Below are 25869 nucleotides of genomic sequence, written 5' to 3'. Positions count from 1 at the left end.
CCAAAAGTCTATGCAGAGAAAGTCTAATGTGTTTATTTAGTTAAGTTGTCATTTAACAACAGACATTGACGTCAACAATGACTAGCGAAAGCTATTCTCTTAAATTTATAAGGACATAAGAACAACCATGTGGTCACCCTATCGTCTTTTTTGTTCCATCATTTGGGCTGGGTTTGCATTCTGCCTATTTTCTTTCACCGCATCTGCCGCAGACAAAGTCTACCGTCTGACATTAGCAGAAACTTGGGGGGCCAATACCCCTATTCTTGGTGATGCAAGTCGAAATATGGCCAAGCTGGCCGAGTCCATGTCAGATGGCCGTCTTAAGATTCGCATTGATTCAGCCAACAAACATAAAGCACCGCTCGGTATCTTTGATTTGGTCAAATCCGGCCAATATGATCTTGGACACTCCAGTTCATATTACTGGAAAGGCAAACTGCCCAACACGCTTTATTTCTCTTCGATGCCCTTTGGAATGATCACAACCGAGCAGTATGCCTGGTTTTACCGAGGCGGTGGCATGGCGTTAATGCAACAGGTGTATGCTCCACACAATTTGCTCTCTTTTCCCGGCGGAAATTCTGATATTCAAATGGGAGGCTGGTTCCAGAAAGAAATCCACTCCGTAGGCGATCTTAAAGGGCTAAAAATTCGCATTCCCGGTTTCGCGGGTGAAATCATGGCACGGGTCGGCGCAAAACCGACCAATATTGCGCCAGGCGAACTGTATACCGCCTTAGAACGAGGCACAATAGACGCCCTTGAGTGGGTAGGCCCAGCGTTTGATCTTCGTATGGGGTTTCACAAAATCGCCCCCTACTACTATACCGCATGGCACGAACCCGGTTCGGAAACCCAATTTTTGGTCAATAAAAAAACGTGGGACCGATTACCAACCGATCTCCAATTGATTCTCGAAACCGCGTTTCGGGTCAGCGCATTCGATATGTATACACAAGCGCTGGATGCTAACGCCACCAGTTGGGCGATCATGAAGGCACAATTTCCCAGCATCAAAGTGCGAGACTTTCCACCAACAGTCATCGCTGCGCTGCGTCATGCTAACCAAGACTTACTTGGAGAATTGGCAAACAAAGATCCTCTTGCCAAGCAAATCATCGAATCACAACAACGTTACTTGAAAAAGGTACGTGCTTGGACAGACATCTCATCCAAAGCCTATCTACGCAGCGTTGAATCGAACTGATCCCCCGCTGATGCCATAGCGGGGGAATCGTTATTTTTTGGTCAAGAAGAGGCCCATCGGCAAGCCCTATTCAGGTTTTCAGGGGGTTATCTTTGGCCATTTGCTGAGATAGATCCGTGACAGCAAGTACAATAGTCGAACGCACTTTCTGGAAGTGGCGTTCGAAAAACATCGCTGCCATTGTCTCTGACATCCCCGCGACTTGGTCTGGAGAATATTCGATCGGCATGGTTCTCTGAATCGCATCAACACGATTAAGTTCGAAAATAACGTCCAGATCCCCAAAATCAACATGACCTTGTTGCACTTTTACCCATTCTTTCAGGGTCACAAACACTTCAATATCATCATAAGCTTGCTTGTTCATCGCGCCCAAGCCAAGCAATAACTTACTGCGAACCATGATATCGCCTAAAGGGCCATCCAACGTCAGTAGGGGATCGACGACAAATTTAACCGCGTAATCGTCTTTGTGAAAGATACTTCTAAGCAGGCTATCAAGCATATCTTCTAATACGTCATACGCACAAAGCAGGCATTCAGCGGCGTTGGCCGCTTGCGCGAGATCTTCAAGTAATTCAGTGTCATGGTTCGAGTGTATAGGCATCACAATTCTAAACAGCTAACGTGCTGAATAATTAGCACGTGGTTGGAGGGCATCATTTCAATGCTTCAAACGCATTTTTTGCTAGTTTAACAACTTCTGCATCACTATTCAGCCCAGAATAATAAACTAATGTTTCAGTAAAACCGTATTCAGCCAATCTAGCCTGAAGTTCAACAGACTGAGGATCATCTTGATTACAGTAATGAAAAGCGGCCGCTATCCCATTGATCAAATGTTGATTCGGCAGACCGTATTCTAACGTACCATTGAGTGGTTTAATCAAACGATCTTGCGGGCTGAGTTTGCGAATCGGCTGACGCCCAACCCGATCAACCTCATCACGCAAATATGGATTGGCAAAACGATCCAGTATCTTGTCGATATAGGCAGCATGAGCATTGGGCTCAAAACCATAACGCCTTATCAAGACCGCACCGCTTTCTTCCATCGCAGCGGTCACTTCGGCACGAATCGCCTCGTCTTGGATCGCTTCTCTAATGGTGTCATAGCCTGCCAGAATGCCTTGATAAGCAGTGATCAGGTGACCGGTATTGAGCGTAAATAGTTTACGCTCGACAAATGCCATCAAGTTATCCGTGCCTTCCATACCGGAAATTTTCGGCATTGGGCCCTTAAATTGAGTTTCATCAACAATCCATTCGCTAAAAACTTCAACCGTCACTGCCAGAGGGTCAGTGACGCCTTCTTCCGCTGGCGGCACAATACGATCGACCGCTGAATCAACAAAGCCGATCTTTTCGTCAGCAAAAACTTTTAGCCGCTCACTAAGAAGCGCATACACGGCGTCCTTTAACTGACTGCTCGCACGAATCATATTTTCAGCAGCGATAACATTAAGCGTGCTCGCTGGGTTTAAGACTGCACGTTTTTCAATACCATTCGCGATCGATTTGGCAACAATAGGAAGGACTGTCGGTCCAACCGCCGTCGTGATCAAATCACTATCAACTATGCATTGAAGCACTTTATCACTAGAGGAATTAACCGCGGTGACAGGACTGACCGTTTCCACGACACAAGTTTCCCCAACAATCTTTACGGGGTATGATTTACGAGCCATCAACGCATCAATCACGACCTGATTGACGTCGGCAAAAGTGACCTCAATCCCCGCATCGGAGAGTAGCTTGCCAATAAACCCACGCCCAATATTACCTGCACCGAAATGTAACGCCTTCATCATATCCACCTTAATCATACCGAATCTGTATAGCACATCCCTCAACGACGCCCGAACGGTGTGCTATCCAGACTAAAAATGAGGCCAGTGGGACACTGGCCTCTCTTACTCAGGAGCAAGGCTTGAAGTGATCTAGGCCTTAAGGATGTTCAGAACGTCCTCCGGATTCGCGGTATTCTGTAGACGCTCGACCGCTTGTTCATCGTCAAGTGAATTGGTGATAGCCATCAAGACCATATTGTGTTCATCGCCCTTGGCCGCAATGCCAATGACCATCTTCGCAACATCTTCAGGGTTCTCTCCCCATGGAACGCCTTCAGGATATTGACAGAAGACGATGCCGGTTTTTTTCACGTACTTTTTCGCTTCAATCGTGCCATGGGGAACCGCAATGGATTCGCCAAGATAGGTGGCCACCAAGGATTCACGAGCAAACATCCCTTCAACATATTCCGGGGCGACATACCCCAGCTTGACTAGCTGCTCCCCAGCAAACTGAATCGCGTCATTTTTTTCATTCGCTTTCAGTCCTAAGAAAATGGCCTCAGAGGTCAGTCTCATCGATAGATCTTGGTCACTCTCCGCCCCCTGCTCGGGAGCTCTAGGCTTTTTTTCATCACCACTGCGCGCCTCACTGAGTGAGGCCACCAAATTGTCGTATGCTGCGTGGTCAAGAAAGTTAGTCAATGAAATGTGCAATGCGTGTTGTGCGTGTTGACGAGCGCGTTCAGTCAGATCTTTATGGGTAATCACCAATTGAGAATCGGCAGGCAAGTTGTTGATCGCCAAATTTGTAACCGAAATAGAAAGACCAGCCTCTTCAACTTTTTTACTCAATAAACCCGCTCCCATGGCACTTGAACCCATGCCCGCATCACAAGCGACAACAATTGAACGAACATCGGCCAAGTCGACCGCTGTCAACATCTCGCCTTTTGCCTCCGCTTTCAGGTTTTTCATCGCCGCCGTTGCTTCTTCCAATGAATCCTCTTCACCGGTCTCCGTTTGCGTTTTCAGCAGTAACGAAGCAACAAAAAATGAGACCGCCGTTGACGCCACCACCGAGAGAATGACACCAAGATAGGCACCTTTCGGCGTCATAAGCAGTACCGCAAAGATAGAACCCGGTGACGCGGGGGAAATGAGCCCTGAGCCAAACACAACATTGGTAAACACGCCAGTCATGCCACCTGCAATCACCGCTAAAATGAGACGCGGATTCATCAATACGTAAGGAAAGTAAATCTCATGAATACCACCAAGGAAATGAATAATGGATGCTCCCGACGCCGACTGTTTGGCCAGTCCTTTGCCAAAGGCCATATAAGCCAATAAAAGACCGAAACCAGGCCCTGGGTTAGCTTCAATCAAGAAAAAGATAGAGCGCCCAAATTCTTCCGATTGCTGAATACCCAGCGGCGAAAAAATACCATGGTTAATCGCATTATTGAGAAACAGGATTTTCGCTGGTTCAACCAAAATAGACGCAAGGGGCAACAAACCCGCCTCAACCATAAAATTGACACCAACAGCAACACCATCTGACATAACTTTGACCGCTGGCCCAATCACGCTATAAGCCAGCAATGCCAACACCATACCAATGATGCCCGCCGAAAAGTTGTTGACCAACATTTCGAACCCGCTTTTGATTTTGCCATGGACAGCAGCATCAAAGTGTTTAATCGCTAAACCACCAAGGGGGCCAACAATCATTGCACCCATGAACATTGGAATGTCGGTCCCGACAATCACACCCATAGTGGTGACCGCACCCACCACAGCACCGCGATCACCGCCGACCATCTTACCGCCGGTATAACCAATCAGAAGCGGCAGCAGATACTTAATCATCGGGCCCACCAATGATGCCAACGATTCATTAGGCCACCAACCGGTCGGGATGAACAAAGCAGTGATAAAGCCCCAAGCAATAAACGCACCTATATTGGGCATAACCATGTTAGAGAGGAACCGACCAAAGCTTTGGACTCTGGTCTTTGCTTCTGGTGTTAACATAAAAGAAACCTCACGATAAGTATTGACTGGTCACATTGACCAAAGTGTTTGTTTATGAATTACTTAAAATGTAACACAGGATTTCAAATCACGAGTTAAACAGAACAAAAGCAGACATATGTCACAATAAGAATCTATAACAAGATAATAAAGTGAGATTTTAATCACAAAAAAATCATGTTAATAAATTACACAACAACTAGGGCGCCCTTTATTGACTATATTAATTGAATTAGATCACAATAATCACAAAATTAAAAAATCATAAAGTAGATATATATCACAATAAAACACCTCAATATATCAAGTTAAAAAATAAAGAATGATAAACAACCAAATATCGTTCAAAAATAAAACAGAAAACTTCCATGAAATTCATTGTGTAATTTAATTACACATCAATGCCATTCTAATAAACGCAGGAATACTGTGGATTACTCCAGTAAGACGGGAAAGATTGGTGTGGCGAATCAATAGCCGACATCGCTCGGCTTCATAATGGAGAAACGAAAAAGCCGCCAATTCACAATTGGCGGCTTTATTAGTTAAGGCGAATCAAAACTATTGACTCAGCACTTGTCTCACTCAATAAAAAGGGTCACGCTTTTTTCAGTGCTTTTTTGATCTTTTTCACTTTCGCTTTGGCTTTCTTCAATGACTTCTTAAGATCTTTTTTTATGTTTGGGGTTTTCACTTGTTTCTTTTCAACAACTTTTTTCTCTTTAGCCATGATTAACTCCATCAATCATTGGTGAGCTAGGCTCAATAAAGGTTACGTCTGGGCACTCTCATCCCCAGACTCTGGGGTATGTAGACATTTGTGGTCAGCAAGATAGTGTTTAATGAACCTGCGGATCTCGCGCGCTGCTGACGTATCCATATCTTCACAAATTGAGATGAATGCATCCCTCTCTTGGCGATTAATACGCAACAATAACTGGCTATCTTTTTTGTTCGATGACTTTTTCTTATTGCTCATGTCACCACTCACAAATGTATATACACTGCATATATAATGCATGAACAAGAACTATACACAAAAGCAAAAACCCAATTAATCAACAGGTGTCATATAATATCGACGTCTATTGCACTGTCTTGCAGTTTGAGGGGTAAACTGAGTGCTTGATTTCAAATAAGTGGCTCACTGGGATGCCCTTTATATGGACGAAGTTATTGGTCAGGCGTACTAACCGTGATTTTCCTTCCAATCAGAAAAATACGACACTAAAAAGTCAATCGCTAGGCGTGCTCGCATCGGCAGAAATCGGCGATTTTGATAAACGATCCAACTGCTTGAACCACTTCCCCAATACGGCTCGAGTATCGGAACTAAGCGCTCCGTGTTGATGGCACTGGCAAGGCTGCTCTTAGGCATATAGGCAATCCCTAACCCTTGCTCACAGGCTTTGATCACCGCCTGAGAACTGTTGCTTCGCCAGCGGCCATCGACACGAACACTATCGCGTTCACCTTGATGTTCAAACATCCAGTGTTCATTATTAGAGACAATACAGCTGTGCTGTTTGAGCTGTTGGGGATGATTAGGTTCACCATACTGATCTAGGTACGCTCTACTCGCCACTGCTGCCATAGGACGATCAACCAGCTTACGTGCCACCAGCCCAGAATCACTTAGCTTTCCGTATCGGATTGCAAAATCGACCCCCTCTTCGATAAAATTCACCATCCGAGTATTAAAATCCATGACGATATTCAGTTGTGGGTAATCATGCGCAAACATCATCAAGGCCGGCGCTACATAATCTTCCGCAAAAGCCCCAGCAGCACTGACTCGTAAGGTGCCACTCAATTGAACCTGTTGCGAGTTCAGCTGCTCATTGGCCTGCTGAAGGCCCGTCACTAATTCCCGACACTGCTGATAATAAATGTGCCCTGCATCGGTCAAGCTGATCAAGCGCGTCGAACGCGCCAGCAGTGCCACACCAAGTCGCCGTTCCAGCTTTGAGACCTGACGGCTGACATGGCTGGTGCTGCAACCCAAATGACGCGCCGCCGCAGAAAACCCCTGACTCTCAGCTACGGTAATAAATTCATTGATCCCTTCAAAGCTCTCCATGACTCACCTTTGCTATATAGCAATAATATTTTGCAGTCTAGCCATATTATCACTCATATGATTATTAATTATGATGTTTATGTCGTCACCACTTCATCACATAATAGAAGGTACAACTCATGAAGAAGATCCTGATCCCCGTAACCAATCACGCCACTTTGGGCAATACTCATCAGGCCAACGGAACCTATGCTCCAGAGCTGACCCACGTCCTCCATGAATTACTGGCTGCAGGTTTTGACTACGATATTGCCTCGATTGAGGGAGGAAAAGCCCCTCTCTATGGCACAGATATCGAGGGAGATAACGTCAATGCGGCCATGCTGGCCAATGAGGAATTGCAAAACCGAATCAACAACACGATCCCTGTGTCGCATCTCAACCCAGACGACTACGTTGCGATCTTTTACCCCGGCGGCTTTGGTTTGCTATCAGACCTTGCCAGCAATACAGAGTTTGCTCGGATTGCTGCAACGCATTATCAGCAAGGTGGGACCCTTGCCGCCGTTTGTCACGGCCCTGCAGCTCTACTACCAATCACGCTCAGTGACGGTCAGTCACTTTTGGCAACAAAGTCGGTCACCGGATTTACCCGCGAGGAGGAAATCGACTTTGGTACTCTTGATGATATCCCCTTTTTACTGGAAGAATCTCTAACCCGTCAATCTGCACGATATAATAAGGTTCAGCCTTGGCAAGAGTTTGTGATCATCGACCAGCGGGTGATCACCGGGCAAAACCCAACCAGCGCTCATGCCGTCGGTCAGGCTTTGGTGAAATTACTCTCTTAATAGCCTAACAGCGTCTCCTTGAACTCAGGCCCGCGTTCTTGGGCCTTCTTAAAGTGATCCGCCCCAGCAGTTTTGGACACCGAGTTCAGTGAGTACAAGCACTAACGAGGTGAACAATGACAACGACAAAAACTAGAATTAAACATTCCCCTGAATTTAAGGCAGAAGCCCTGAAGCTAGCAGATAAAGTGGGCTTGATACGGTAGCCAGACAGATCGGGTTACACGAATCCCAGATCTAAGGTTGGCGTAAGGCCGTCAAGAAAGACACCTGTACCAGTCAGCGTGAAAAAGAGCTAGCTGCTGAAGCCTGATCGGCTCCAACCAGAAAGAAAAGCGGCTTAATAAACAAGCAAATGACGGCAACTACCTTGAAAAACGCCGAATCGTTCAGAGTCTAAATTGCCTCTCTCCATACCATGGTTAATGCAAGTTTAAATTGTCCCCTTTACCTGCTAATTATAAATATCCACTTTGAATTAGATTAAGTTTGACCACTGGTTAGTTCATCTACTACTACTTCTCTATTGATGGAATCAAGGTGAGAGAACATGGACATTATAAAGAAAATATTTTTAGTGGCAGTTGGACTTATTAGCCATTCATCTAGTGTATACGCAGATAACTATACGTTTGCTTCAATAGAAAACCTTCCTGAACAGATGATTAGTGCCAAAATTATGACTGAAATATATAGTCAACTTGGTTACGATTTACAGGTGAAGCCTTTACCTGGATTGAGAGCTCAAAGTGCTGCAAACTCAGGCAAGGTAGCCGGTGAAGTCGCTCGGATCTGGGGGTATGGTGATCAAACACCAAATGTTATTCGTGTTCCAACGGCCTATTATTCTCTCCAAACGGTAGGGTACGCTCTGAGCAACAGTGGAATCAAGGTAAACGATAAAGAAGAGTTAAGTCGGTACAAAGTGGTTATTATTCGAGGGGTTAAGCATACCGCTAAAATCATTCAGGGCATGAAAAAGAGCAGTATCGAAGTGATTGATAACCCTGAGAGTATGATGCAATCTGTGTCTAGTGGGCGAGCGCAAATTGCACTAACAAACCCTCTACTTGGTAGTTTAGTTCTTCAAAAATTAGGTGCGAATAATATGGAGCTGGTTGGGCCTCCTCTTGATCAACTAGAACTCTATCATTATATCCATAAAGATCATGCTGATTTGGTTCCGATAATTAACCAAAAAATTATTGAACTAAGAGACAGTGGTGAACTGGACACGCTTATAGCAAAATCTGAAGCTGACGTGCGTAGCAATTGGTCCAAGTAAAGTTAGGGTTAATCGTCTTGTATAGATTATCTAACGAAGAAAGGGGCAAAATCTTGTCAGAGTAAAAGGCAAACTACGACAAAAAAGCATCGAAAAGTTTCGAACTTTATTGTCATAGTTCTAGTCTTTTTTGTCGAGTTTCAAACTTTAATGTACGACAACAAGACTTTCATACTCAGTATGAATCTTTATTCCACTGTCACTGCCTTGGCTAGGTTGCGTGGCTGATCGACGTCCGTTCCTTTGATAAGGGCAACATAGTAGGATAAAAGCTGCATTGGAATGGTGTAATAAATCGGTGCGGTAATGGCACTGACATGCGGTAAAGTGATGATCTTCATAGTCTCATCCGCTTCAAAACCAGCATCTTCATCAGCAAAAACGTACAATAAACCACCACGAGCACGCACTTCTTCAACATTGGATTTCAGTTTTTCGAGTAATTCATTACTTGGTGCTACGACGACAACAGGCATATCAGCATCAATCAAGGCCAGTGGACCATGCTTTAGTTCACCTGCGGCATACGCTTCAGCGTGAATATAGGAAATCTCTTTTAATTTCAGAGACGCTTCCATCGCAATAGGATAAAACTCACCGCGCCCCAAGAACAAAGTATGGTGCTTATCAGCAAAATCAGGGGCCAAGGCTTCTATCTGTTTCTCAAATGACAACGCCCCTTCAATTTGCTGAGGTAAAGCGTGCAGCGCTTCAACGATCTCTTGCTCTTTTGATTTGCTGATACTGCCTTGCTGTTTACCCAGCGCCGTCACCAACATTAGCAGTGCCGATAATTGGGTTGTAAAGGCCTTGGTCGATGCAACACCGATTTCCACTCCAGCACGCGTCATAAAAGCAAAATCAGACTCACGTACCAAGGAAGAGCCGGCCACATTACAGATCGTCATTGCCGCCATATACCCTTTCTCTTTTGCCAAACGCAATGCCGCAAGAGTATCTGCGGTTTCACCGGATTGAGAAAGCGTGATCAGCAGGCTGTTTGGGCGCGTTACAAAGCTGCGGTAGCGGAATTCTGACGCGATTTCTACATCACAGCTCACCCCTGCAATGTCCTCAAACCAATAGCGCGCTGTCATGCCTGCATTGTAGGACGTGCCACACGCAATAATTTGCACGTGCTCCACTTTACTGAGAATGTCATTAGCATTGATACCAATAGATTCTGTTACCACTGTATCTTTGGTCAGACGGCCTTCCATCGTATTGAGTAACGCGGTTGGCTGTTCGTAGATTTCTTTTTGCATAAAATGTCGGTAATGGCCTTTGTCACCAGCATCATGCTCTGCATTCGATTCTGTGATTTCACGTTCAACACTCTCTCCAGAAGCGTCAAAAACGCGAACGTCACGGCGCGTAACCTCGGCGACATCACCTTCTTCAAGGTACATAAAGCGACGAGTGACACTCAAAAGTGCCAATTGATCTGAAGCTAGGAAGTTCTCCCCCACACCAAAACCAATAACGATTGGGCTGCCTGATCGCGCCACGACCACCCGAGATGGGTCTCTACGATCAACCGCCACGGTGCCATAAGCACCTTCAAGCAACTTAGCTGTTTTCTGTACGGCTTCTAACAAGCTTTCCGATGTGCGTAACTGCCATTCAACCATGTGGGCGATGACTTCGGTGTCCGTTTGAGATTCAAATACGTAACCACGAGACTGAAGCAAGGTTCGTAATGCTTCGTGATTCTCGATGATGCCATTATGGACAATGGCAATATCACCAGAGAGATGCGGGTGTGCGTTCGCCTCAGAAGGTTCGCCGTGTGTTGCCCAGCGAGTGTGCGCTATGCCTGTTCCACCATTAAATTCAGCCGCCTCGACAGCCTCTGCGAGCTCTTGAACTTTGCCCAAACGACGAATTCGAGTTAGGTTGGACTCACCATCGACGATCGCTACGCCCGCAGAATCGTATCCACGATACTCAAGACGACGAAGACCTTCGACTAAAATTTCAGCAACATCTCGTTGTGCTACGGCACCTACGATTCCACACATATCTTTCTCCGCAATGTTTCTATTTGTTATGTTCTTAGCCCGCGAAGGTTACAGAACGCACAATATTAATATTTAAAATAGGGTTAAGCGCAAATGACTTTGACGCCATGAGATTCAATACGTCTCTTACTCTCATCACTTAAGTCTTTGTTCGTCACTAAGATATCAATCGATGTCCAACTGAGTTCCAGATTCGGGATCTTGCGGCCTATCTTCTCTGATTCGACCATCACGATAACTTCTCTTGAGACATCGGCCATCACCTTACTCAGGCCAATCAGCTCGTTAAATGTCGTCGTACCACGCTCAAGGTCGACGCCATCTGCACCGATAAACAACTGGTCGAAATCGTAAGAGCGCAATACCGACTCGGCCACTTGTCCTTGGAATGATTCAGAGTGCGCATCCCAAGTCCCCCCCGTCATTAACAGAATCGGCTCGCTTTCAAGCTCATTTAATGCGTTGGCGACAGGCAAAGAGTTCGTCATGACGACCAAGCCACGCATCCCGTTAAGCTGTTTGATCAAGGAAGCGGTCGTGCTGCCGCTGTCTACCACAATGCGATTGTATTCACGGATCAGCCCAGCAGCGGCTTGAGCCAACTCACTCTTACGAACCGAAATACTTTCACTGAGTTCATCACTAACGACTTCTTTGGGAAGCGCGATCGCGCCACCATAACGGCGTAACAGCAGGCCATTTTTTTCCAGTGACGCCAAATCCTTTCTAATCGTGACTTCTGATGTCTCAAATTGGAGAGATAATGCCTCAACACTCACCTCACCTTGTTCATTCACAAGGTGGGAAATGGTGTGCCTTCTCAGTTGTGTATTTCGTTTCGACATTTTTAACTAGTCACAATGTTTCGTTATGAAAGTAATTATAATCAAAACGAAACTTTAATGTCTATTTATTTTGAGATAAAAAATAAAAAATTAGCGCCTAAACCTTGTCCTAAGACAATCCTAAATCAGTGATATTGAAATCGATCAGTGGTAGAATTCGGCACCGAAAAGAAAAAAAATTACAGAATTGACCGTTGTTTTTTTGCAACTAGTCGTATGTCACTGAGGTTAGTCACAGAAATACGGCGAATTGTGCCAAAGGTTTAGTCATAAAATGACTAAACTTGATGAAAGACTTTCAGTTCAATAGTCGAACAATGGATGTGATGTTCTCTTCTATATGGGAGGCCTATAATCCCTGTGAGAACGTGCGACTTCAACGAAACCAATGACTTTCAAATTGTAACTATATTGACCGGAGAATTGCTTCCATGAAAAAGACCAAAATCGTCTGTACGATTGGCCCAAAAACAGAATCTGTAGAGAAACTAACAGAGCTCGTCAACGCAGGTATGAATGTGATGCGCCTGAACTTCTCTCACGGTGACTTTGAAGAACACGGCACTCGTATTGCGAACTTCCGTCAGGTAATGGAAGAGTCTGGTAAACAGCTGGCGATCCTTCTCGATACTAAAGGCCCTGAGATTCGTACCATCAAGCTCGAAAACGGTGAAGATGTCGATCTGGTTGCAGGTCAGACGTTCTCCTTCACAACGGACACCTCTGTAGTAGGTAATCAACATACTGTCGCCGTCACGTATGCCGGGTTTGCCGCCGATCTGAACGTCGGTAACACTATTCTGGTCGATGATGGCCTCATTGAAATGGAAGTAGTGGCCATCACCGAAACAGAAGTTAAGTGTAAAGTATTGAATAATGGTGCGCTTGGCGAAAACAAAGGCGTCAATCTGCCAGGTGTTTCGGTGAACCTGCCAGCCCTATCTGATAAAGATAAGAGTGACCTTAAGTTTGGCTGCGAGCAAGGCGTCGACTTCGTCGCGGCTTCGTTCATCCGTAAAGCGTCGGATGTTCAAGAAATCCGAGATGTGCTTGCGGCAAACGGTGGTCAAAACATCCATATCATCTCTAAGATCGAAAACCAAGAAGGGGTCGATAACTTCGATGAGATTTTGGAGCTGTCTGACGGTATCATGGTTGCTCGTGGCGATCTTGGTGTAGAAATACCAGCAGAAGAAGTTATTTTTGCTCAAAAGATGATGATCGAAAAATGTAATCGCGCACGCAAGATGGTCATCACTGCAACTCAAATGCTGGACTCAATGATCCACAACCCACGCCCAACTCGCGCTGAAGCAGGTGACGTAGCCAACGCGGTCATGGATGGTACGGATGCAGTGATGCTCTCTGGTGAAACAGCGAAAGGTAAATACCCCGTTGAAGCCGTCACCATCATGGCACAAATCGCAAACCGTACCGATTCGGCACTCAAGGCCGAGCTGGGTTCACGTCTGGATAGCCCTCGCTTGCGCATTACCGAAGCGGTATGTAAAGGCGCTGTCGATACAGCCGAGAAACTGGCCGCGCCTCTTATTGTCGTGGCGACTGAAGGCGGTAAGTCTGCCCGCTCAGTGCGTAAATATTTCCCAACAGCCAACATCTTAGCACTGACAACCAACGCAAAAACTGCGGCACAGTTGGTACTAACGAAAGGTGTTCGTCCCGTTTTGGTCAACTCTATCGACAGCACCGATGCATTCTACGTCGCAGGCAAAGAGCTGGCGCTTGAATCAGGGCTCGGCACCAAGGGCGATATCGTGGTGATGGTCTCTGGTGCTTTAGTCGCCTCAGGCACAACAAACACTGCATCTGTTCACGTTCTTTAACACTGAACAATGTAACGCCGAATGATTAAGAGGGCTTAAGCCCTCTTTTTTTATCTCTATCTCTTGTCGGATGGTACTGTTCATTTTATCATTATTACAGAATGATACCCCGTTTGAGTGCATTAAAAATACGAGCTCGTGCTAAATAGAGAGGATAGGGATCGTGTCCAGACCAACATTAACTGCCACTGTATCAGCCATGATAAGTCGTGATATTTTATATGGTATCTTTCAGCCCGGAGAGAAGCTCAGTGTCGCTGAGTTAAAAAATTATTATCAAGTTGGCGCCTCACCAATACGAGAGGCATTGATGCAACTCGCATGCGAAAAATACATTAGCCTCGAGCCGCAAAAAGGGGCTCGAGTTGCAAGTGTGAGCCTCAACGAACTCCATGATCTCTATCAGAGCTTACGAACCATCGCCCCCACCTTGTTGGAACAGTCGATGGCTTACGGACAAGAAGAATGGGAGTTGAATGTACTGAGTTCATTCCACCAGTTGTCACGACTCGATTTTTCAACAGAGGTCATTGACTGGTCAACTCGAGAAGAACGTCAGCAGAAATTCCACCTCTCGCTTTTGCAAGCTGCTCATTCTACTCATATGCTGAACTTTTTTAGAGATTTGGCCAATCAGATCAAGCGTTACCGCTATTTTGCGCACCATCAGGGCTGCGAACTGAGTCATTTTGATACTCAGGCGTATGAACAATTGATGAAAACGGTATTGGAAAAAAACCTCAAACACGCGCTACAAGAATTTGACCGACAGCTATCCCTTTCCATCAAACAAATTCAACCAAGTATTGAAAAGGCCGCTTAATTGATACGCTCACTCAAGCCCTTGAATCTCCACTCACGCAAATTCTGAATGACTGTAGCATAAGGATATCTGGTTTCGGCCTAATGTCTTTGATTCATATAATGCTATATCTGCACATTTATAACAGCGGGTACTGTTGCCTGTCAGATCCGTCAGACCTGCACTGATAGTCACAGGGACATCAGGAGCCATTTCCACTGCGATTCGAACCCGCTCTAGCGCTAACTCTGCTTCTTCAATGTTGGTGTGCGGCATAATGATAGCAAACTCTTCCCCACCTATTCGGGCAATAAAGTCAGTCTCCCGCAACGCTTCGGTCAATATCGCCCCAACCCGACTGATAACCCTATCACCCTCATCGTGGCCCATTTCGTCATTGACCCGTTTAAAAAAATCAATGTCGAGCAATGCCAAACACGCTTTTCTTGCGTCCCGATAACGTTCCATCAATTTCGTACTGCTACGAAGTTCCACTTCGAATTTTCGACGATTCCATAGTTGGGTCAGCTCGTCTTTTTCACTCAATATTCTCAGCCGTTCTTCAAGCTCTTTTCGCTGTGAAATATCGATCAACGAGGTAATATAGTAACTGGAACGACTGCCCCTGCCTGCGACACTTTGAATACGTATGATGGCGGTTGCGATAATCCCCGTCTGCTGGTGCAAAATTTTGATTTCGCCTTCCCACTTTTTCTTTGACGCCAAAGAAGGAAGAGGATCTGATTCGGTCTCATGACTGAGTAAGATATCCAGCATGTGCTTATCTGCCATCTCCTCTTGCCGGTATCCCGTCAACGTTTCAAACTCGCGATTAACCAATATCGCACGGTGATGTTTATCAGAAATCACCACAGCCGTCATGCCATTTAAAGCCGCTCTGGCTAACTGACTCTCCAAACTTCGGTTACGATAATAAATAATGGTGCTGGTCACGGGCATGATCAGCGTGATCACGACCAGAAAAATAATCGATGCTTCTTTGATCAATAAACGGTATTCGAGCTCGCATCGTGCTTCAAGATCGTCTTGGGAAAATTTAACCACCTGATAAAGCGTTTTTCCTTCCGACAGCGGCAGTTGATTAAAAACCACCAACTGTTGATTTTCAAGCACATAACCAGACTTCTTCTTTTGAATTTGTTGCCAGCTGTTCGGATAACGCTTTGCCATGTTCTGCGGGCTAAATCCCATCGGATTTTCGAGCGGTAACGATCGGTCATCTTGAGCCAGTACGTAGCCCTGCCCCTCAACCAATTGAGGGCGGATCCCATCATCAGGTGAATCATTGAGACGTGAAATTAAGTGCCAAACATCAATATTCATCACTAGATAGCCAACACGTTGATTTTCAATATCAATCGGAGCAATCAGTCTCAGACTGGGCTGATAAGGGTAAATCACGTTTCCTTCGGCGGTTTTTAAATCAATTCCCCAAGCCCCAATTTGCTTATTTTTTAGTGTCTTAGCGTAATTGAAATAATCGAGATGCGATTGGTCGCGTCGTTCACCGTCAATACTGATGCGTGCTTCGCTGGAAAAGTAATCCAGACGTAACCGTTCTGTACCACGTTGATCAAGCAATTGGATCTGACGATACCATTGATGGTTTAACGCTACTGAAGACCAAACATCAATAAGATCATTGCGATTGGTCGGCGTTGGAGAGACAAAGTAATCCTTCAAGGTACTACTGTGGGCCAGCAAATCAACAACAGATACCAGCTGAGTGCGGGCACTGCGATATTCTCTTTCGCTGTACGCGAGTTGATTAAGTGCATGCTTAGCCGTTGACAATACGGTGTCGCTTTGGAGCTGCTGATACCTGTGCACGTAGTAGGTGGTCACAATTGACACAAATACTATTGTGGTAATGCACAAGTGCCAAAAAATGTTACGACGCTGAATCACTCTGCTGCTCCCGGAAAGAAGGCGGAGCAGTATAGCACCGATTAAAAAACGGGTTAAGTTTAACTCTAGTGACAAACGATAAATAAAATAAGCGCCTTACTTCAGCGAAAAAAGGCGCTCAATATGGTTAATCTAACTGGTAGATCACATCCACTCTATCACGAATCACTATAGTCGAGTCTTGATACGAGTTAGATTCCGTTTTTGAATCCATGGCCATTGAACGCATGAGAACCGGCTGATTATTGGTCATGTTATAGTTAATTTGCCAAACATCTTTGAGCTTTTTACCAAATCCTGTCGCCAGTGACTTGGCCTTGGCACTGGCATCTTTGATCGCCGCTAGTCTCGCTTGGTCTTGATATTTAGCCTGCTCTTTCACTTGCAACTGAACATTTTCAACCTGATTAATACCGGAATTAAGCGCAATGTCCAGATACTGGTTTAAGTTGGCCAATTCAAACACAGTGACATTGACCGTTCGAGTCGCACGGTATCCGACCAATTCTGGCTTACCATCTTTTGGGTAGTGATATTGGGGCGCAATATAAAGATTAGAGCTGGTGACGTTGTCTGAATTCATCCCCTGCTCACTCAGCTCGGCTAAAAAGTCGGTCACAATTTTGTCGACCGTTTGCTTAGCTTGATCCGCGGTCATTGTGGTTTCCGTGACACGAACGGCAAACTTAGCCATGTCCGGTTTCGCCACAACCTCTCCGTAGCCTGTTGTGGAGACATGTGGAAAATCTGGCGTGGAAGCCCACGTACTGACACTGAATAAGCCCGCGAAGGCAATCGCCAAACTTGACACTCTTTTCATTCTTTTGCCCCTTATTTAATCACCTTTTCCATCATAGCGCTTTGTTCTCGCTTGAGGAGTCTTATTTCATCTTCTGACACAACTTTGACGAAATACTAGGGTGACAGCACATTTTTGGCATAATCAACAATAGCTTGCGTGATTTCCGCGAGCACTCCAGACTCCAATTGCCAATGGTGCCAGTAGATACAATATGAACTGAGAAAGCCCGGCAATACGTCGACTAAACTGCCCTCTTGGCGTTGCTTTTCGATTTGAAAGTGCGGGATCAAGCAATAGGCAACACCCGCGAGGGCCATCTTGATAAAGGCTTCTGAACTACCAACTTGATGGACGGTGATGGCATCAGGTAAGACGTCAAAATGTTGTGCAAGAAAGTTAAGGTGTTGTTCATCATATTGATCATACGCGACCGCTGGTGCGTTAAGTAAAGACGCTTTATTCACCCCCTGAGAAAAGTAGCGTTTTATAAACGCTGGGCTGGCAACACAGACATAGTCAACCCTCCCCAAATAATCCGCCTGACAGCCCGATATTGGCGTTGACTCAAGGCTGATTGCACCCGTTACTTCTCCACTTTTGAGCTTTTCTATTGCCCTGACCTCGTTAAGAACTGCCAGCCGAAGCGCAATGTTTCGCTCGCTGAGCACAGGCGTCAATGAGGGTAACAACCAAGTTGCTAAGCTGTCTGCATTGGTGGCGATTGAGATAGGTAAAGGCCGATGTGCCTCCTCATTGGTTAATTCAGGGATGACCTCGTTTTCAAGTAATTGAATTCGATGGTAGAGACCAAGCAGTTTTTTTCCAGCCTGTGTCGGTCGTGGTGGTTGCTCACGGACCAAAACTGGCTGAGCCAAGAACTTTTCTAATTGTTTTATTCGCTGAGAAACCGCCGATTGAGACAGATGGAGATGCTCAGCTGCACGCTCAAAATTGCCCAGAGCAACCACCGATTGCAACGCTTCAATCCATTTGTAATCCAACCCTCGCATCGCCTTCCCTTAATAAGTAACTCTAATGGTATATTAAAATCATTAATTATACTTATCAACCAAGCCTCTTTATTGTCGGTGTACTGAATGACTGTCACGAGATAATAATAAACGTGAATATATGGGTGTTACTGCAGGGGTTCGCGCTGGGAGCCAGCATGATTATTCCAATTGGGGCGCAAAATGCCTACGTCCTGAATCAGGGAATTCGACGACATTATCATTTAACCACCGCGACGATTTGCAGTGTGCTGGATATTTTGTTCATTTCCATCGGTGTGTTCGGAGGTGGGGCCTTCTTGGCTCAAAATACAACCTTATTGATGGCCACCACCCTCTTGGGTGCTGTCTTTTTAATCGGCTATGGTTTACTGTCACTAAAAAGTGCGTTCCTTGCTAATAAGCAGCCAGAATCAGTGAGTCAGCGAATCAAGCAAGGTCGTTATGCGGTTATGTTAGGCGCTCTCGCTGTTACCCTTTTGAACCCTCATTTATATCTTGATACTTTGGTGATCCTCGGCGCTATCGGCGGGCAATTTAACGGTCAGGAAAAAATGGATTTCACAATAGGCAGCATCAGCGCTTCGTTTGTCTGGTTCTTCACTTTATCGATGGGTGCCGCAAAACTGGGACCAACCTTGTCGAAGCCACGGGTAAAACAAGCCATTGACCTTATTGTTGCAGTCATGATGTTTGCCATCGCAATCATGCTCCTCACAGAACTTGGTCACGATTATGGATAAGCTAATGAACAAAATCGAAGAAATTTATCAGACTAACGTGATGTTATTAAATCAGCTTAAGCTTGATTATAAAGAGTGGCGTCATGAGCCCATTTTAGATTTCGCGACAGATGAACGCGTGGCACGTGCGCTCGGCTGGACAGGCATCCAGAGCAAAAGCCTATTCTTAGCGCTAAAAGGAGGAGGGTATGCCCTTTATCTAACGGAAAAAAACGCGAGGCTAAACACTAAAGCCATCAAGCAAGTCCTAGGCAAACGCCCATCTATTTGCACCAATGAAGATATGACTGAACAACTTGGGTGCCTACCTGGAGCGGTGTGTCCATTTGGTATGCCGAAACACATCACGATTATTGTCGATAAGACCCTATTTGAACAACGTGAAATCTTGTACACGCCCGGCGATCCCAAGGCCACAATTGCTCTCTCCGGCTCAGCGCTGAAAACGGTATTGTCTGTGCTTCCCAATACCGTTATTGCGATCTAGCACGCGAGGAGCTTCGCGTTTTCATCCACGTGGCTAGGTATCCACCTTGGTCACATGCACATCCATTTGTGGGAACGGAATTTCAATGCCCGCATTATCTAAGGCTTCCTTTAGAGCAAGATTCATATCGAAATAGACATTCCAGTAGTCTTCCGCTTTTACCCAAGGACGAACAACAAAATTGACCGACGAGTCGGCTAAAGCCACCACTCCAATTTGTATATCCGGATCTTTTAAAATCCGAACATCTTGGCTAAGGGTTTGCCGAATGACAGTTTGGGTCAGCTCTAAATCCGAACGGTATGAAACACCAATGGTTAGATCAACACGACGTGTGTCATGACGCGAGTAGTTTGTGATCGGCCCACTGGTCACAGACGCATTGGGGACGACAACCATTTTATTGTCGGGCGTTTTCAAAATCGTTTGAAAAATTTGTATTGCTTCAACACTGCCCGCAACACCGGCTACTTCAACATAATCACCCGATTTAAAAGGTCGAAAAGCAACAATCAATACGCCTGCAGCAAAATTTGATAACGAGCCTTGCAACGCCAAACCAATGGCCAAACCGGCCGCACCGATTACCGCAACGACGGAAGCTGTCTGAACACCAACCCTGCCTAACGCCGCGATCAGGACAATCACAAAAAGAAGATAACGAACCAAACCATGCAAAAACTCGACAACCGCATGATCGACATTTTTTTTGCTTAATATTGTCGAAACACGCTTGGCCACCATTTTGGAGACAATATTACCAATGAATATAATCAATAGTGCTGAGATAATATTCTCACCATATTGAACCAATAAGTCAGAGTAGCGGGTTATCCATAATTCTGCATGAGCGAGGCCATCAGCGATGGGATTGTCGATTTCCGTTGGCTCTACTGCCATAATATTTTCTCCAATAAATGCACAAGGTCTTAGGTTGCACAGGACGCTTTCTTTATGAAACACACACTGGCTCCCCATCACCACCTCTCACCCTGGCACTGCGTTAGCAATACACATGGCGTTGACACCTGACTTCATGATAAAACAAAGCGTTATCAGGTGAAATACGATTTGGCTGTACAAAGACTATGCAATGGTGGCTGGTTTTTCCACTCGCCTGTATAAAGGTTGCATCGTTCAAGGGAATTATTCACGGTCGTAGAAGGTCATTATCGACAAGCAGGGAATCCGGTATTTTCGGCACAAAAAAACCGCTCTAGGACCAAGATAATTATAGCGGTTGGACATTCATGAATGATCACGAAACTGATGAGAACCTAGACAACAGTGGTAATGGGCACTGCGTTTCCCTTGGTGCGGTATTAAATAGATGTGATAGGTTTGTCCATCTGTTATATGCACGGCATGGCACACCATAAAGTGGCATCAATCGACTCAAATCGATGAAGAAAGTGAACTAAACAGAGATAAAAACAAAGCCCTCATTAGAGGGCTTTGTTTATATTGCACAGCGGCTGTTATAACACATCAACCGCATTAAGATCAGAGAAGGCTTTTTCAAGACGAGTCACCATCGAAGCCTGACCAGCACGCAACCAAACGCGAGGATCATAATATTTCTTATTCGGTGCATCATCACCTGTTGGGTTACCAATCTGACCTTGAAGGTAATCACGATTTTCCGCTTCATAAGCACGAATACCGTCCCACGTCGCCCACTGCGTATCGGTATCGATGTTCATTTTGATCACACCGTAACCAATCGATTCTTGGATTTCAGCTTCAGAGGAGCCTGAACCACCGTGGAAAACGAAGTTTAGCGCGTTAGGCGCAATACCGAACTTTTCAGCACAATAGGCTTGAGAATCACGTAAGATGGTTGGTGTTAAGACTACGTTGCCAGGCTTATACACGCCATGAACGTTGCCGAACGAAGCCGCAATAGTGAAACGCGGGCTGATTGCATTAAGCTTTTCGTACGCGTAAGCCACATCTTCTGGAGAGGTGTAAAGTTCAGACGCATCCATGTCAGAGTTGTCAACGCCATCTTCTTCACCGCCCGTACAACCCAACTCGATTTCAAGCGTCATATCCATTTTCGCCATGCGCTCTAGGTACTTAGCACAAGTTTCAATGTTTTCTTCTAGGGACTCTTCAGAAAGATCAATCATATGTGAAGAGAACAAAGGTTTACCTGTTTGAGCGAAGTAAGCTTCACCCGCATCCAGTAAGCCATCAATCCAAGGGAGTAGTTTTTTAGCCGCATGGTCAGTGTGAAGGATAACGGGTACACCGTACGCCTCAGCCACCGCGTGGACGTATTTCGCGCCCGCAACCGCGCCCAAGATTTGCCCACCTTGGCCTTCAAGCTTAACGCCTTTACCAGCGAAGAAAGCAGCACCACCATTAGAGAACTGCACCACGACTGGAGACTTCACTTTAGCTGCGGCTTCTAGAACTGCGTTTACCGAGTCAGTGCCCACAACGTTAACAGCAGGAAGCGCAAACTTTTTCTCTTTTGCTACTTCAAAGACTTTCTGAACGTCATCGCCAGAGATAACACCAGGTTTTACGAAATCGAAGATCTTAGACATGGATATAATCCTATTTATCTGTCGTTTTAAAAATAAAACTGATTAAGTTTAAATTCTTACAAACGTTTGCTCACAACCTGTCTCATTCTAACAAAGAAGAGTGTGACGTGCAGCAAACAAGGGAGTGGCTACGCCACTCTCCTACCATTACTGGCCGCGAGATTCCAACATCTCAACTGCGGGGAGCACTTTGCCTTCAACAAACTCAAGAAAAGCCCCTCCTCCTGTAGAGATGTACGATACATCGCCTTTAATGCCAAATTTATCGATCGCCGCAAGAGTATCCCCGCCGCCTGCGACTGAGAAACCGGCCGATTCAGCGATGGCTTTTGAGATCCCCGCCGTGCCTGCTTCAAAATTCTTAAATTCAAATACGCCAACCGGTCCATTCCAAAGAATGGTTTTAGCATTGGCGATAATCTCTGCCAGGGCGGCCGTTGAGTCAGGGCCCAAATCAAAAATCATGTCATCGTCGGCGACGTCAGAAACATGCTTAATTTCCGCTTGAGCGTTTTCATCAAATGCTTTTGCACAAGCAACATCCGTTGCTACAGGAATCGAACATTCTTTCATGAGGGTCTTAGCCGTGCCCACCAAATCCGCTTCATACAGTGATTGACCAACATTGTGGCCATCAGCGGCAATAAACGTGTTCGCAATCCCACCACCGACCACGAGTTGATCAGCAATTTTAGACAAGGATTCAAGCACCGTCAGCTTAGTCGACACCTTAGAACCACCAACAATCGCCACCAACGGACGTTGCGGATTATCCATGGCTTTACTCAGCGCTTCCAATTCAGCCGCTAACAAAGGACCAGCACAAGCGATTGGGGCATGTATCCCAACACCATGAGTCGACGCTTGCGCTCGGTGGGCAGTACCGAATGCATCCATGACAAATACATCGCATAACGACGCGTAAGCCTTAGATAACCCGGCTTCGTTGCTCTTCTCACCCTGATTAAAGCGAACGTTCTCAAGAACGACCAGCTCACCGGCGTTTAACTCTAGGCCGTCAAGATAATCTTTCGCCAATTTGACGTCACAATCGAGCGCATCGTTTAAGTAATTCACTACAGGTCGTAGAGAGAACTCGTCGGCATACTCACCTTCTGTCGGTCTACCTAGGTGAGAGGTCACCATTACTTTTGCGCCAGCTTCCAAGCAGCGCTTGATCGTCGGTAACGATGCTAAAATACGCGCGTCCGACGTTACTTTGCCATCTTTTACTGGCACGTTAAGGTCGGCACGGATAAATACGCGTTTACCTGTTAAATCCAGGTCAGTCATTTTGATCACAGACATGATATGTCCTCTCAAATAGTAAAAATAAAGTGATTTCTCATCCGGCTCCCAGCCAGACTCAACAATTCTTCAATCTGATCTAGATATGGAGATTATCAATATTTATTTCAAGGTTAAAAATAAATAATTATCCATTCTGATCTTGTATTATTCTGCCGCTTGCATGGCGAGAGCGGTATCTAGCATACGATTCGCAAAACCCCATTCGTTGTCACACCAAACCAACATTTTAACCAAATGACCGTTGCTGACCCGCGTCTGATTGCCATCTACAATCGCACTGTGTGGATCGTGATTGAAGTCGATGGAAACGAGCGGCGCTTCAGTATAGTCAACAATACCTTGTAATGTACACTGAGAAGCTTTGATAATGGTTTGATTTACGTCATTTACTTTCACATTTGTATTAATTGTGACACTTAAGTCCATTGCCGTGACGTTTATGGTCGGAACTCGGACTGAAATAGCCTCAAATTTGTTAGAAAATTTCGGAAATATTCGCTCAATACCTTTATGCAACTTGGTATCAACGGGAATGATCGAGTGACTGGCGGCTCGGGTTCGTCTGAGATCTGAGTGATAGGCGTCAATGACCTGCTGATCATTCATCGAGGAATGTATCGTAGTAATCGTCCCAGAATCTATGCCAAAAGCTTCATCCAGCACTTTGACAATAGGAACAATGCAGTTTGTCGTGCAGGATCCATTTGAGACGATTTTATGTTGCGCTTTAAGGGTATCATGGTTCACACCATAGATAATGGTGTTATCAAGATCAGGCCCCCCCGGATGGGAGAAAAGGACTTTCGTCGCGCCTGCTTTAAGATGAGCTTGGCCGTCAGCTTGGGAGCCAAATACACCAGTGCAGTCAAGGACCAAATCCACATCCAGATCCCGCCAAGGCAAAAGATCGATTTCGGCCAGATGTAAAATTCGGATGGAATCAAACTCGCCACTTTCATGATGAATATGAATGTGTTCTTGATCGTGCGTCACCCTTTTGCCGAAACGCCCATGGCTAGTATCGTATTGAAGGAGGTGTGCCATCGCATCAGGCAGGGCGAGCTCATTGACCGCAACCACCTTAATCTGCTGACTTTTTCCACTCTCGTATACCGCTCTTAAGACATTACGACCGATACGCCCAAATCCATTGATCGCAACTTTTAGCATGACTCCATTGCCCTCTTTAATTTTTATGTCACAAATATTACCTGATAGCGCCATCATCCGCATCTAGTTCCGCATCTAGTTCCGCATCTATAGCAGTCGACTGGATACAAAAAAGCCGAGTCAATGGACTCGGCTGACATCAACTCGGTTATGCGTTCAATAACGTTTTGGCTGTCTTGACGACGTTCTCGGTAGTGAAACCAAACATCTCAAACAGCTCACCCGCAGGTGCAGACTCACCAAAGGTCGTCATCCCAATGATCTTGCCACCGAAGCCAACGTACTTGTACCAAAAATCAGCAATGCCCGCTTCTATTGCGATACGCGCTGTGACCTCTGAAGGCAAGACCGATTCACGGTAAGCCGCATCTTGCTTGTCAAATGCATCCGTCGCTGGCATGGACACAACACGTACCTTATGGCCTTGCGCGCTCAGCTCAGCCGCTGCATTGATGGCCAGAGCAACCTCTGAACCCGTGGCGATAAGGATAAGATCCGGTTGACCTTCACAGTCTTTGAGAATGTAGCCACCACGCGCAATGTTCGCGACTTGTGCCGCATTACGCTCTTGTTGAGCGAGGTTCTGACGCGAGAAAATCAGTGAGGTTGGGCCTTGTTTGCGTTCAATCGCTAATTTCCAAGCCACGGCCGACTCGACCTGATCACACGGACGCCATGTGCTCATGTTCGGCGTCAGACGCAAGGAGGCGATTTGCTCAACCGGCTGGTGAGTCGGGCCATCTTCGCCAAGACCAATGGAGTCATGGGTATAGACCTGAATATTCTGAATCTTCATCAACGCTGCCATACGCATGGCATTCCGCGCGTATTCCATGAACATGAGGAAAGTCGCACCATAAGGAACAAACCCGCCGTGCAAGGCAATGCCGTTCATGATCGCGGTCATACCAAATTCACGAACACCGTAGTGAATGTAGTTTCCTGACGCATCGTCTGCCGTCAATGACTGAGAGCCCGACCACATAGTGAGGTTGGAAGGCGCCAGATCCGCGGAGCCGCCAAGGAATTCGGGCAGCATTGCACCAAAGGCTTCAAGCGCATTTTGTGAGGCTTTGCGAGAGGCAATGTTGGCCGGATTCGCTTGCAGGTCGGCAATGATTTGCTCGGTTTTTTCTTGCCATTGGGCAGGCAGCTCA

The 25869-nt window shown here is 45.9% G+C and carries 23 protein-coding genes and 2 pseudogenes; 9 read left to right on the top strand and 16 right to left on the bottom strand.

Annotation, left to right across the window (positions count from 1 at the left end; genetic code table 11):
* Positions 1 to 127: 127 nt before the first annotated feature.
* The gene (locus HLM86_RS03835) at positions 128 to 1210 is read left to right on the top strand and encodes a TRAP transporter substrate-binding protein (protein ID WP_170882259.1); all 1083 of its coding nucleotides are present in this window, start codon (positions 128 to 130) and stop codon (positions 1208 to 1210) included.
* Positions 1211 to 1280: 70 nt separating this feature from the next.
* Here the strand turns inward: HLM86_RS03835 and HLM86_RS03830 are convergent, their stop codons facing one another.
* The 6 genes from HLM86_RS03830 to HLM86_RS03810 form a co-directional block, all read right to left on the bottom strand.
* Positions 1281 to 1817, bottom strand: a complete 537-nt coding sequence (locus HLM86_RS03830) for an MltR family transcriptional regulator (RefSeq protein ID WP_076586044.1) — start codon at positions 1815 to 1817, stop codon at positions 1281 to 1283.
* A 52-nt stretch (positions 1818 to 1869) separates the two neighbouring features.
* Positions 1870 to 3018 (bottom strand): mannitol-1-phosphate 5-dehydrogenase, encoded by a 1149-nt coding sequence (locus tag HLM86_RS03825; RefSeq protein ID WP_076586042.1) that lies wholly within the window; start codon positions 3016 to 3018, stop codon positions 1870 to 1872.
* A gap of 132 nt (positions 3019 to 3150) precedes the next feature.
* Complete coding sequence (locus HLM86_RS03820; RefSeq protein WP_076586040.1) at positions 3151 to 5037, bottom strand: PTS mannitol transporter subunit IICBA; 1887 nt, start codon at positions 5035 to 5037, stop codon at positions 3151 to 3153.
* A gap of 598 nt (positions 5038 to 5635) precedes the next feature.
* On the bottom strand, positions 5636 to 5767 hold the full coding sequence (locus tag HLM86_RS20290) for a hypothetical protein (RefSeq protein WP_281249464.1): 132 nt from the start codon (positions 5765 to 5767) through the stop codon (positions 5636 to 5638).
* 42 nt (positions 5768 to 5809) lie between these two features.
* Positions 5810 to 6016 carry a hypothetical protein gene (locus HLM86_RS03815; RefSeq protein ID WP_076586038.1) on the bottom strand — a complete coding sequence of 69 codons (207 nt, stop codon included), beginning with the start codon at positions 6014 to 6016 and terminating at the stop codon, positions 5810 to 5812.
* 210 nt (positions 6017 to 6226) lie between these two features.
* The gene (locus HLM86_RS03810; protein ID WP_076586036.1) at positions 6227 to 7117 is read right to left on the bottom strand and encodes a LysR family transcriptional regulator; all 891 of its coding nucleotides are present in this window, start codon (positions 7115 to 7117) and stop codon (positions 6227 to 6229) included.
* A 119-nt stretch (positions 7118 to 7236) separates the two neighbouring features.
* Here HLM86_RS03810 and HLM86_RS03805 point away from each other — a divergent pair, with 119 nt between their 5' ends.
* The 3 genes and pseudogenes from HLM86_RS03805 to HLM86_RS03795 all read left to right on the top strand — a co-directional run bounded on the left by HLM86_RS03805 (position 7237) and on the right by HLM86_RS03795 (position 9193).
* Complete coding sequence (locus tag HLM86_RS03805; RefSeq protein WP_170882258.1) at positions 7237 to 7908, top strand: type 1 glutamine amidotransferase domain-containing protein; 672 nt, start codon at positions 7237 to 7239, stop codon at positions 7906 to 7908.
* A gap of 116 nt (positions 7909 to 8024) precedes the next feature.
* A pseudogene (locus HLM86_RS03800) lies at positions 8025 to 8215 on the top strand (transposase); the annotation flags it as partial.
* A 243-nt stretch (positions 8216 to 8458) separates the two neighbouring features.
* Positions 8459 to 9193, top strand: coding sequence for a substrate-binding periplasmic protein (locus HLM86_RS03795; RefSeq protein ID WP_076586032.1), 735 nt, complete (start codon positions 8459 to 8461; stop codon positions 9191 to 9193).
* A gap of 188 nt (positions 9194 to 9381) precedes the next feature.
* Here the strand turns inward: HLM86_RS03795 and glmS are convergent, their stop codons facing one another.
* Positions 9382 to 11214 (bottom strand): glutamine--fructose-6-phosphate transaminase (isomerizing), encoded by a 1833-nt coding sequence (gene glmS / locus HLM86_RS03790; RefSeq protein ID WP_170882257.1) that lies wholly within the window; start codon positions 11212 to 11214, stop codon positions 9382 to 9384.
* An 83-nt stretch (positions 11215 to 11297) separates the two neighbouring features.
* Positions 11298 to 12059 carry a DeoR/GlpR family DNA-binding transcription regulator gene (locus HLM86_RS03785; protein ID WP_076586028.1) on the bottom strand — a complete coding sequence of 254 codons (762 nt, stop codon included), beginning with the start codon at positions 12057 to 12059 and terminating at the stop codon, positions 11298 to 11300.
* 431 nt (positions 12060 to 12490) lie between these two features.
* Here HLM86_RS03785 and pykF point away from each other — a divergent pair, with 431 nt between their 5' ends.
* Together pykF and HLM86_RS03775 are read left to right on the top strand one after the other, a co-directional pair.
* Complete coding sequence (gene pykF, locus HLM86_RS03780) at positions 12491 to 13903, top strand: pyruvate kinase PykF (RefSeq protein ID WP_076586026.1); 1413 nt, start codon at positions 12491 to 12493, stop codon at positions 13901 to 13903.
* A 163-nt stretch (positions 13904 to 14066) separates the two neighbouring features.
* Positions 14067 to 14726, top strand: a complete 660-nt coding sequence (locus HLM86_RS03775; RefSeq protein WP_170882256.1) for a GntR family transcriptional regulator — start codon at positions 14067 to 14069, stop codon at positions 14724 to 14726.
* Between the two features lie 33 nt (positions 14727 to 14759).
* On the opposite strand, the gene HLM86_RS03770 is transcribed toward HLM86_RS03775, so the two are convergent.
* The 3 genes from HLM86_RS03770 to HLM86_RS03760 all read right to left on the bottom strand — a co-directional run bounded on the left by HLM86_RS03770 (position 14760) and on the right by HLM86_RS03760 (position 18446).
* Positions 14760 to 16634, bottom strand: a complete 1875-nt coding sequence (locus tag HLM86_RS03770; protein ID WP_290310887.1) for a sensor domain-containing diguanylate cyclase — start codon at positions 16632 to 16634, stop codon at positions 14760 to 14762.
* 127 nt (positions 16635 to 16761) lie between these two features.
* The gene (locus HLM86_RS03765) at positions 16762 to 17454 is read right to left on the bottom strand and encodes an oxidative stress defense protein (RefSeq protein ID WP_170882255.1); all 693 of its coding nucleotides are present in this window, start codon (positions 17452 to 17454) and stop codon (positions 16762 to 16764) included.
* A gap of 95 nt (positions 17455 to 17549) precedes the next feature.
* Positions 17550 to 18446 carry a LysR family transcriptional regulator ArgP gene (locus tag HLM86_RS03760; protein WP_076586020.1) on the bottom strand — a complete coding sequence of 299 codons (897 nt, stop codon included), beginning with the start codon at positions 18444 to 18446 and terminating at the stop codon, positions 17550 to 17552.
* A 113-nt stretch (positions 18447 to 18559) separates the two neighbouring features.
* Here HLM86_RS03760 and HLM86_RS03755 point away from each other — a divergent pair, with 113 nt between their 5' ends.
* On the top strand, positions 18560 to 19189 hold the full coding sequence (locus tag HLM86_RS03755) for a LysE/ArgO family amino acid transporter (RefSeq protein ID WP_170882254.1): 630 nt from the start codon (positions 18560 to 18562) through the stop codon (positions 19187 to 19189).
* A 4-nt stretch (positions 19190 to 19193) separates the two neighbouring features.
* On the top strand, positions 19194 to 19676 hold the full coding sequence (locus HLM86_RS03750; protein WP_170882253.1) for a YbaK/EbsC family protein: 483 nt from the start codon (positions 19194 to 19196) through the stop codon (positions 19674 to 19676).
* Positions 19677 to 19709: 33 nt separating this feature from the next.
* Here the strand turns inward: HLM86_RS03750 and HLM86_RS03745 are convergent, their stop codons facing one another.
* Positions 19710 to 20576, bottom strand: coding sequence for a mechanosensitive ion channel domain-containing protein (locus HLM86_RS03745; RefSeq protein ID WP_170882252.1), 867 nt, complete (start codon positions 20574 to 20576; stop codon positions 19710 to 19712).
* 338 nt (positions 20577 to 20914) lie between these two features.
* Here HLM86_RS03745 and HLM86_RS20400 point away from each other — a divergent pair.
* Positions 20915 to 21055, top strand: a pseudogene (locus HLM86_RS20400) (immunity protein Imm33 domain-containing protein); the annotation flags it as partial.
* Between the two features lie 99 nt (positions 21056 to 21154).
* On the opposite strand, the gene fbaA reads toward HLM86_RS20400, so the two are convergent.
* From fbaA to HLM86_RS03720, 4 genes are all read right to left on the bottom strand, one after another.
* Complete coding sequence (gene fbaA, locus HLM86_RS03735) at positions 21155 to 22231, bottom strand: class II fructose-bisphosphate aldolase (RefSeq protein ID WP_076586012.1); 1077 nt, start codon at positions 22229 to 22231, stop codon at positions 21155 to 21157.
* 147 nt (positions 22232 to 22378) lie between these two features.
* Positions 22379 to 23539, bottom strand: coding sequence for a phosphoglycerate kinase (locus tag HLM86_RS03730; RefSeq protein WP_170882250.1), 1161 nt, complete (start codon positions 23537 to 23539; stop codon positions 22379 to 22381).
* A gap of 147 nt (positions 23540 to 23686) precedes the next feature.
* Complete coding sequence (gene epd, locus HLM86_RS03725; RefSeq protein WP_170882249.1) at positions 23687 to 24712, bottom strand: erythrose-4-phosphate dehydrogenase; 1026 nt, start codon at positions 24710 to 24712, stop codon at positions 23687 to 23689.
* Between the two features lie 148 nt (positions 24713 to 24860).
* Positions 24861 to 25869, bottom strand: a 1009-nt coding sequence (locus tag HLM86_RS03720; protein WP_303047973.1) for a transketolase-like TK C-terminal-containing protein, incomplete at its 5' end; no start/stop codon positions are given.

The sequence above is a fragment of the Vibrio ostreicida genome (assembly GCF_013074385.2).
Taxonomy (GTDB): Bacteria; Pseudomonadota; Gammaproteobacteria; order Enterobacterales; family Vibrionaceae; genus Vibrio; species Vibrio ostreicida.
Note: the sequence above shows the minus strand (reverse complement) of the source record. Positions and strands in the feature narration are given on the sequence as shown.

Coding starts and splice junctions, on each gene's coding strand:
- HLM86_RS03835 (WP_170882259.1), top strand. CDS start 128: ATGTGGTCACCCTATCGTCTTTTTTGTTCCATCATTTGGGCTGGGTTT.
- HLM86_RS03830 (WP_076586044.1), bottom strand. CDS start 1,817: ATGCCTATACACTCGAACCATGACACTGAATTACTTGAAGATCTCGCG.
- HLM86_RS03825 (WP_076586042.1), bottom strand. CDS start 3,018: ATGAAGGCGTTACATTTCGGTGCAGGTAATATTGGGCGTGGGTTTATT.
- HLM86_RS03820 (WP_076586040.1), bottom strand. CDS start 5,037: ATGTTAACACCAGAAGCAAAGACCAGAGTCCAAAGCTTTGGTCGGTTC.
- HLM86_RS20290 (WP_281249464.1), bottom strand. CDS start 5,767: ATGGCTAAAGAGAAAAAAGTTGTTGAAAAGAAACAAGTGAAAACCCCA.
- HLM86_RS03815 (WP_076586038.1), bottom strand. CDS start 6,016: ATGAGCAATAAGAAAAAGTCATCGAACAAAAAAGATAGCCAGTTATTG.
- HLM86_RS03810 (WP_076586036.1), bottom strand. CDS start 7,117: ATGGAGAGCTTTGAAGGGATCAATGAATTTATTACCGTAGCTGAGAGT.
- HLM86_RS03805 (WP_170882258.1), top strand. CDS start 7,237: ATGAAGAAGATCCTGATCCCCGTAACCAATCACGCCACTTTGGGCAAT.
- HLM86_RS03795 (WP_076586032.1), top strand. CDS start 8,459: ATGGACATTATAAAGAAAATATTTTTAGTGGCAGTTGGACTTATTAGC.
- glmS (WP_170882257.1), bottom strand. CDS start 11,214: ATGTGTGGAATCGTAGGTGCCGTAGCACAACGAGATGTTGCTGAAATT.
- HLM86_RS03785 (WP_076586028.1), bottom strand. CDS start 12,059: ATGTCGAAACGAAATACACAACTGAGAAGGCACACCATTTCCCACCTT.
- pykF (WP_076586026.1), top strand. CDS start 12,491: ATGAAAAAGACCAAAATCGTCTGTACGATTGGCCCAAAAACAGAATCT.
- HLM86_RS03765 (WP_170882255.1), bottom strand. CDS start 17,454: ATGAAAAGAGTGTCAAGTTTGGCGATTGCCTTCGCGGGCTTATTCAGT.
- HLM86_RS03760 (WP_076586020.1), bottom strand. CDS start 18,446: ATGCGAGGGTTGGATTACAAATGGATTGAAGCGTTGCAATCGGTGGTT.
- HLM86_RS03750 (WP_170882253.1), top strand. CDS start 19,194: ATGAACAAAATCGAAGAAATTTATCAGACTAACGTGATGTTATTAAAT.
- HLM86_RS03745 (WP_170882252.1), bottom strand. CDS start 20,576: ATGGCAGTAGAGCCAACGGAAATCGACAATCCCATCGCTGATGGCCTC.
- fbaA (WP_076586012.1), bottom strand. CDS start 22,231: ATGTCTAAGATCTTCGATTTCGTAAAACCTGGTGTTATCTCTGGCGAT.
- HLM86_RS03730 (WP_170882250.1), bottom strand. CDS start 23,539: ATGTCTGTGATCAAAATGACTGACCTGGATTTAACAGGTAAACGCGTA.
- epd (WP_170882249.1), bottom strand. CDS start 24,712: ATGCTAAAAGTTGCGATCAATGGATTTGGGCGTATCGGTCGTAATGTC.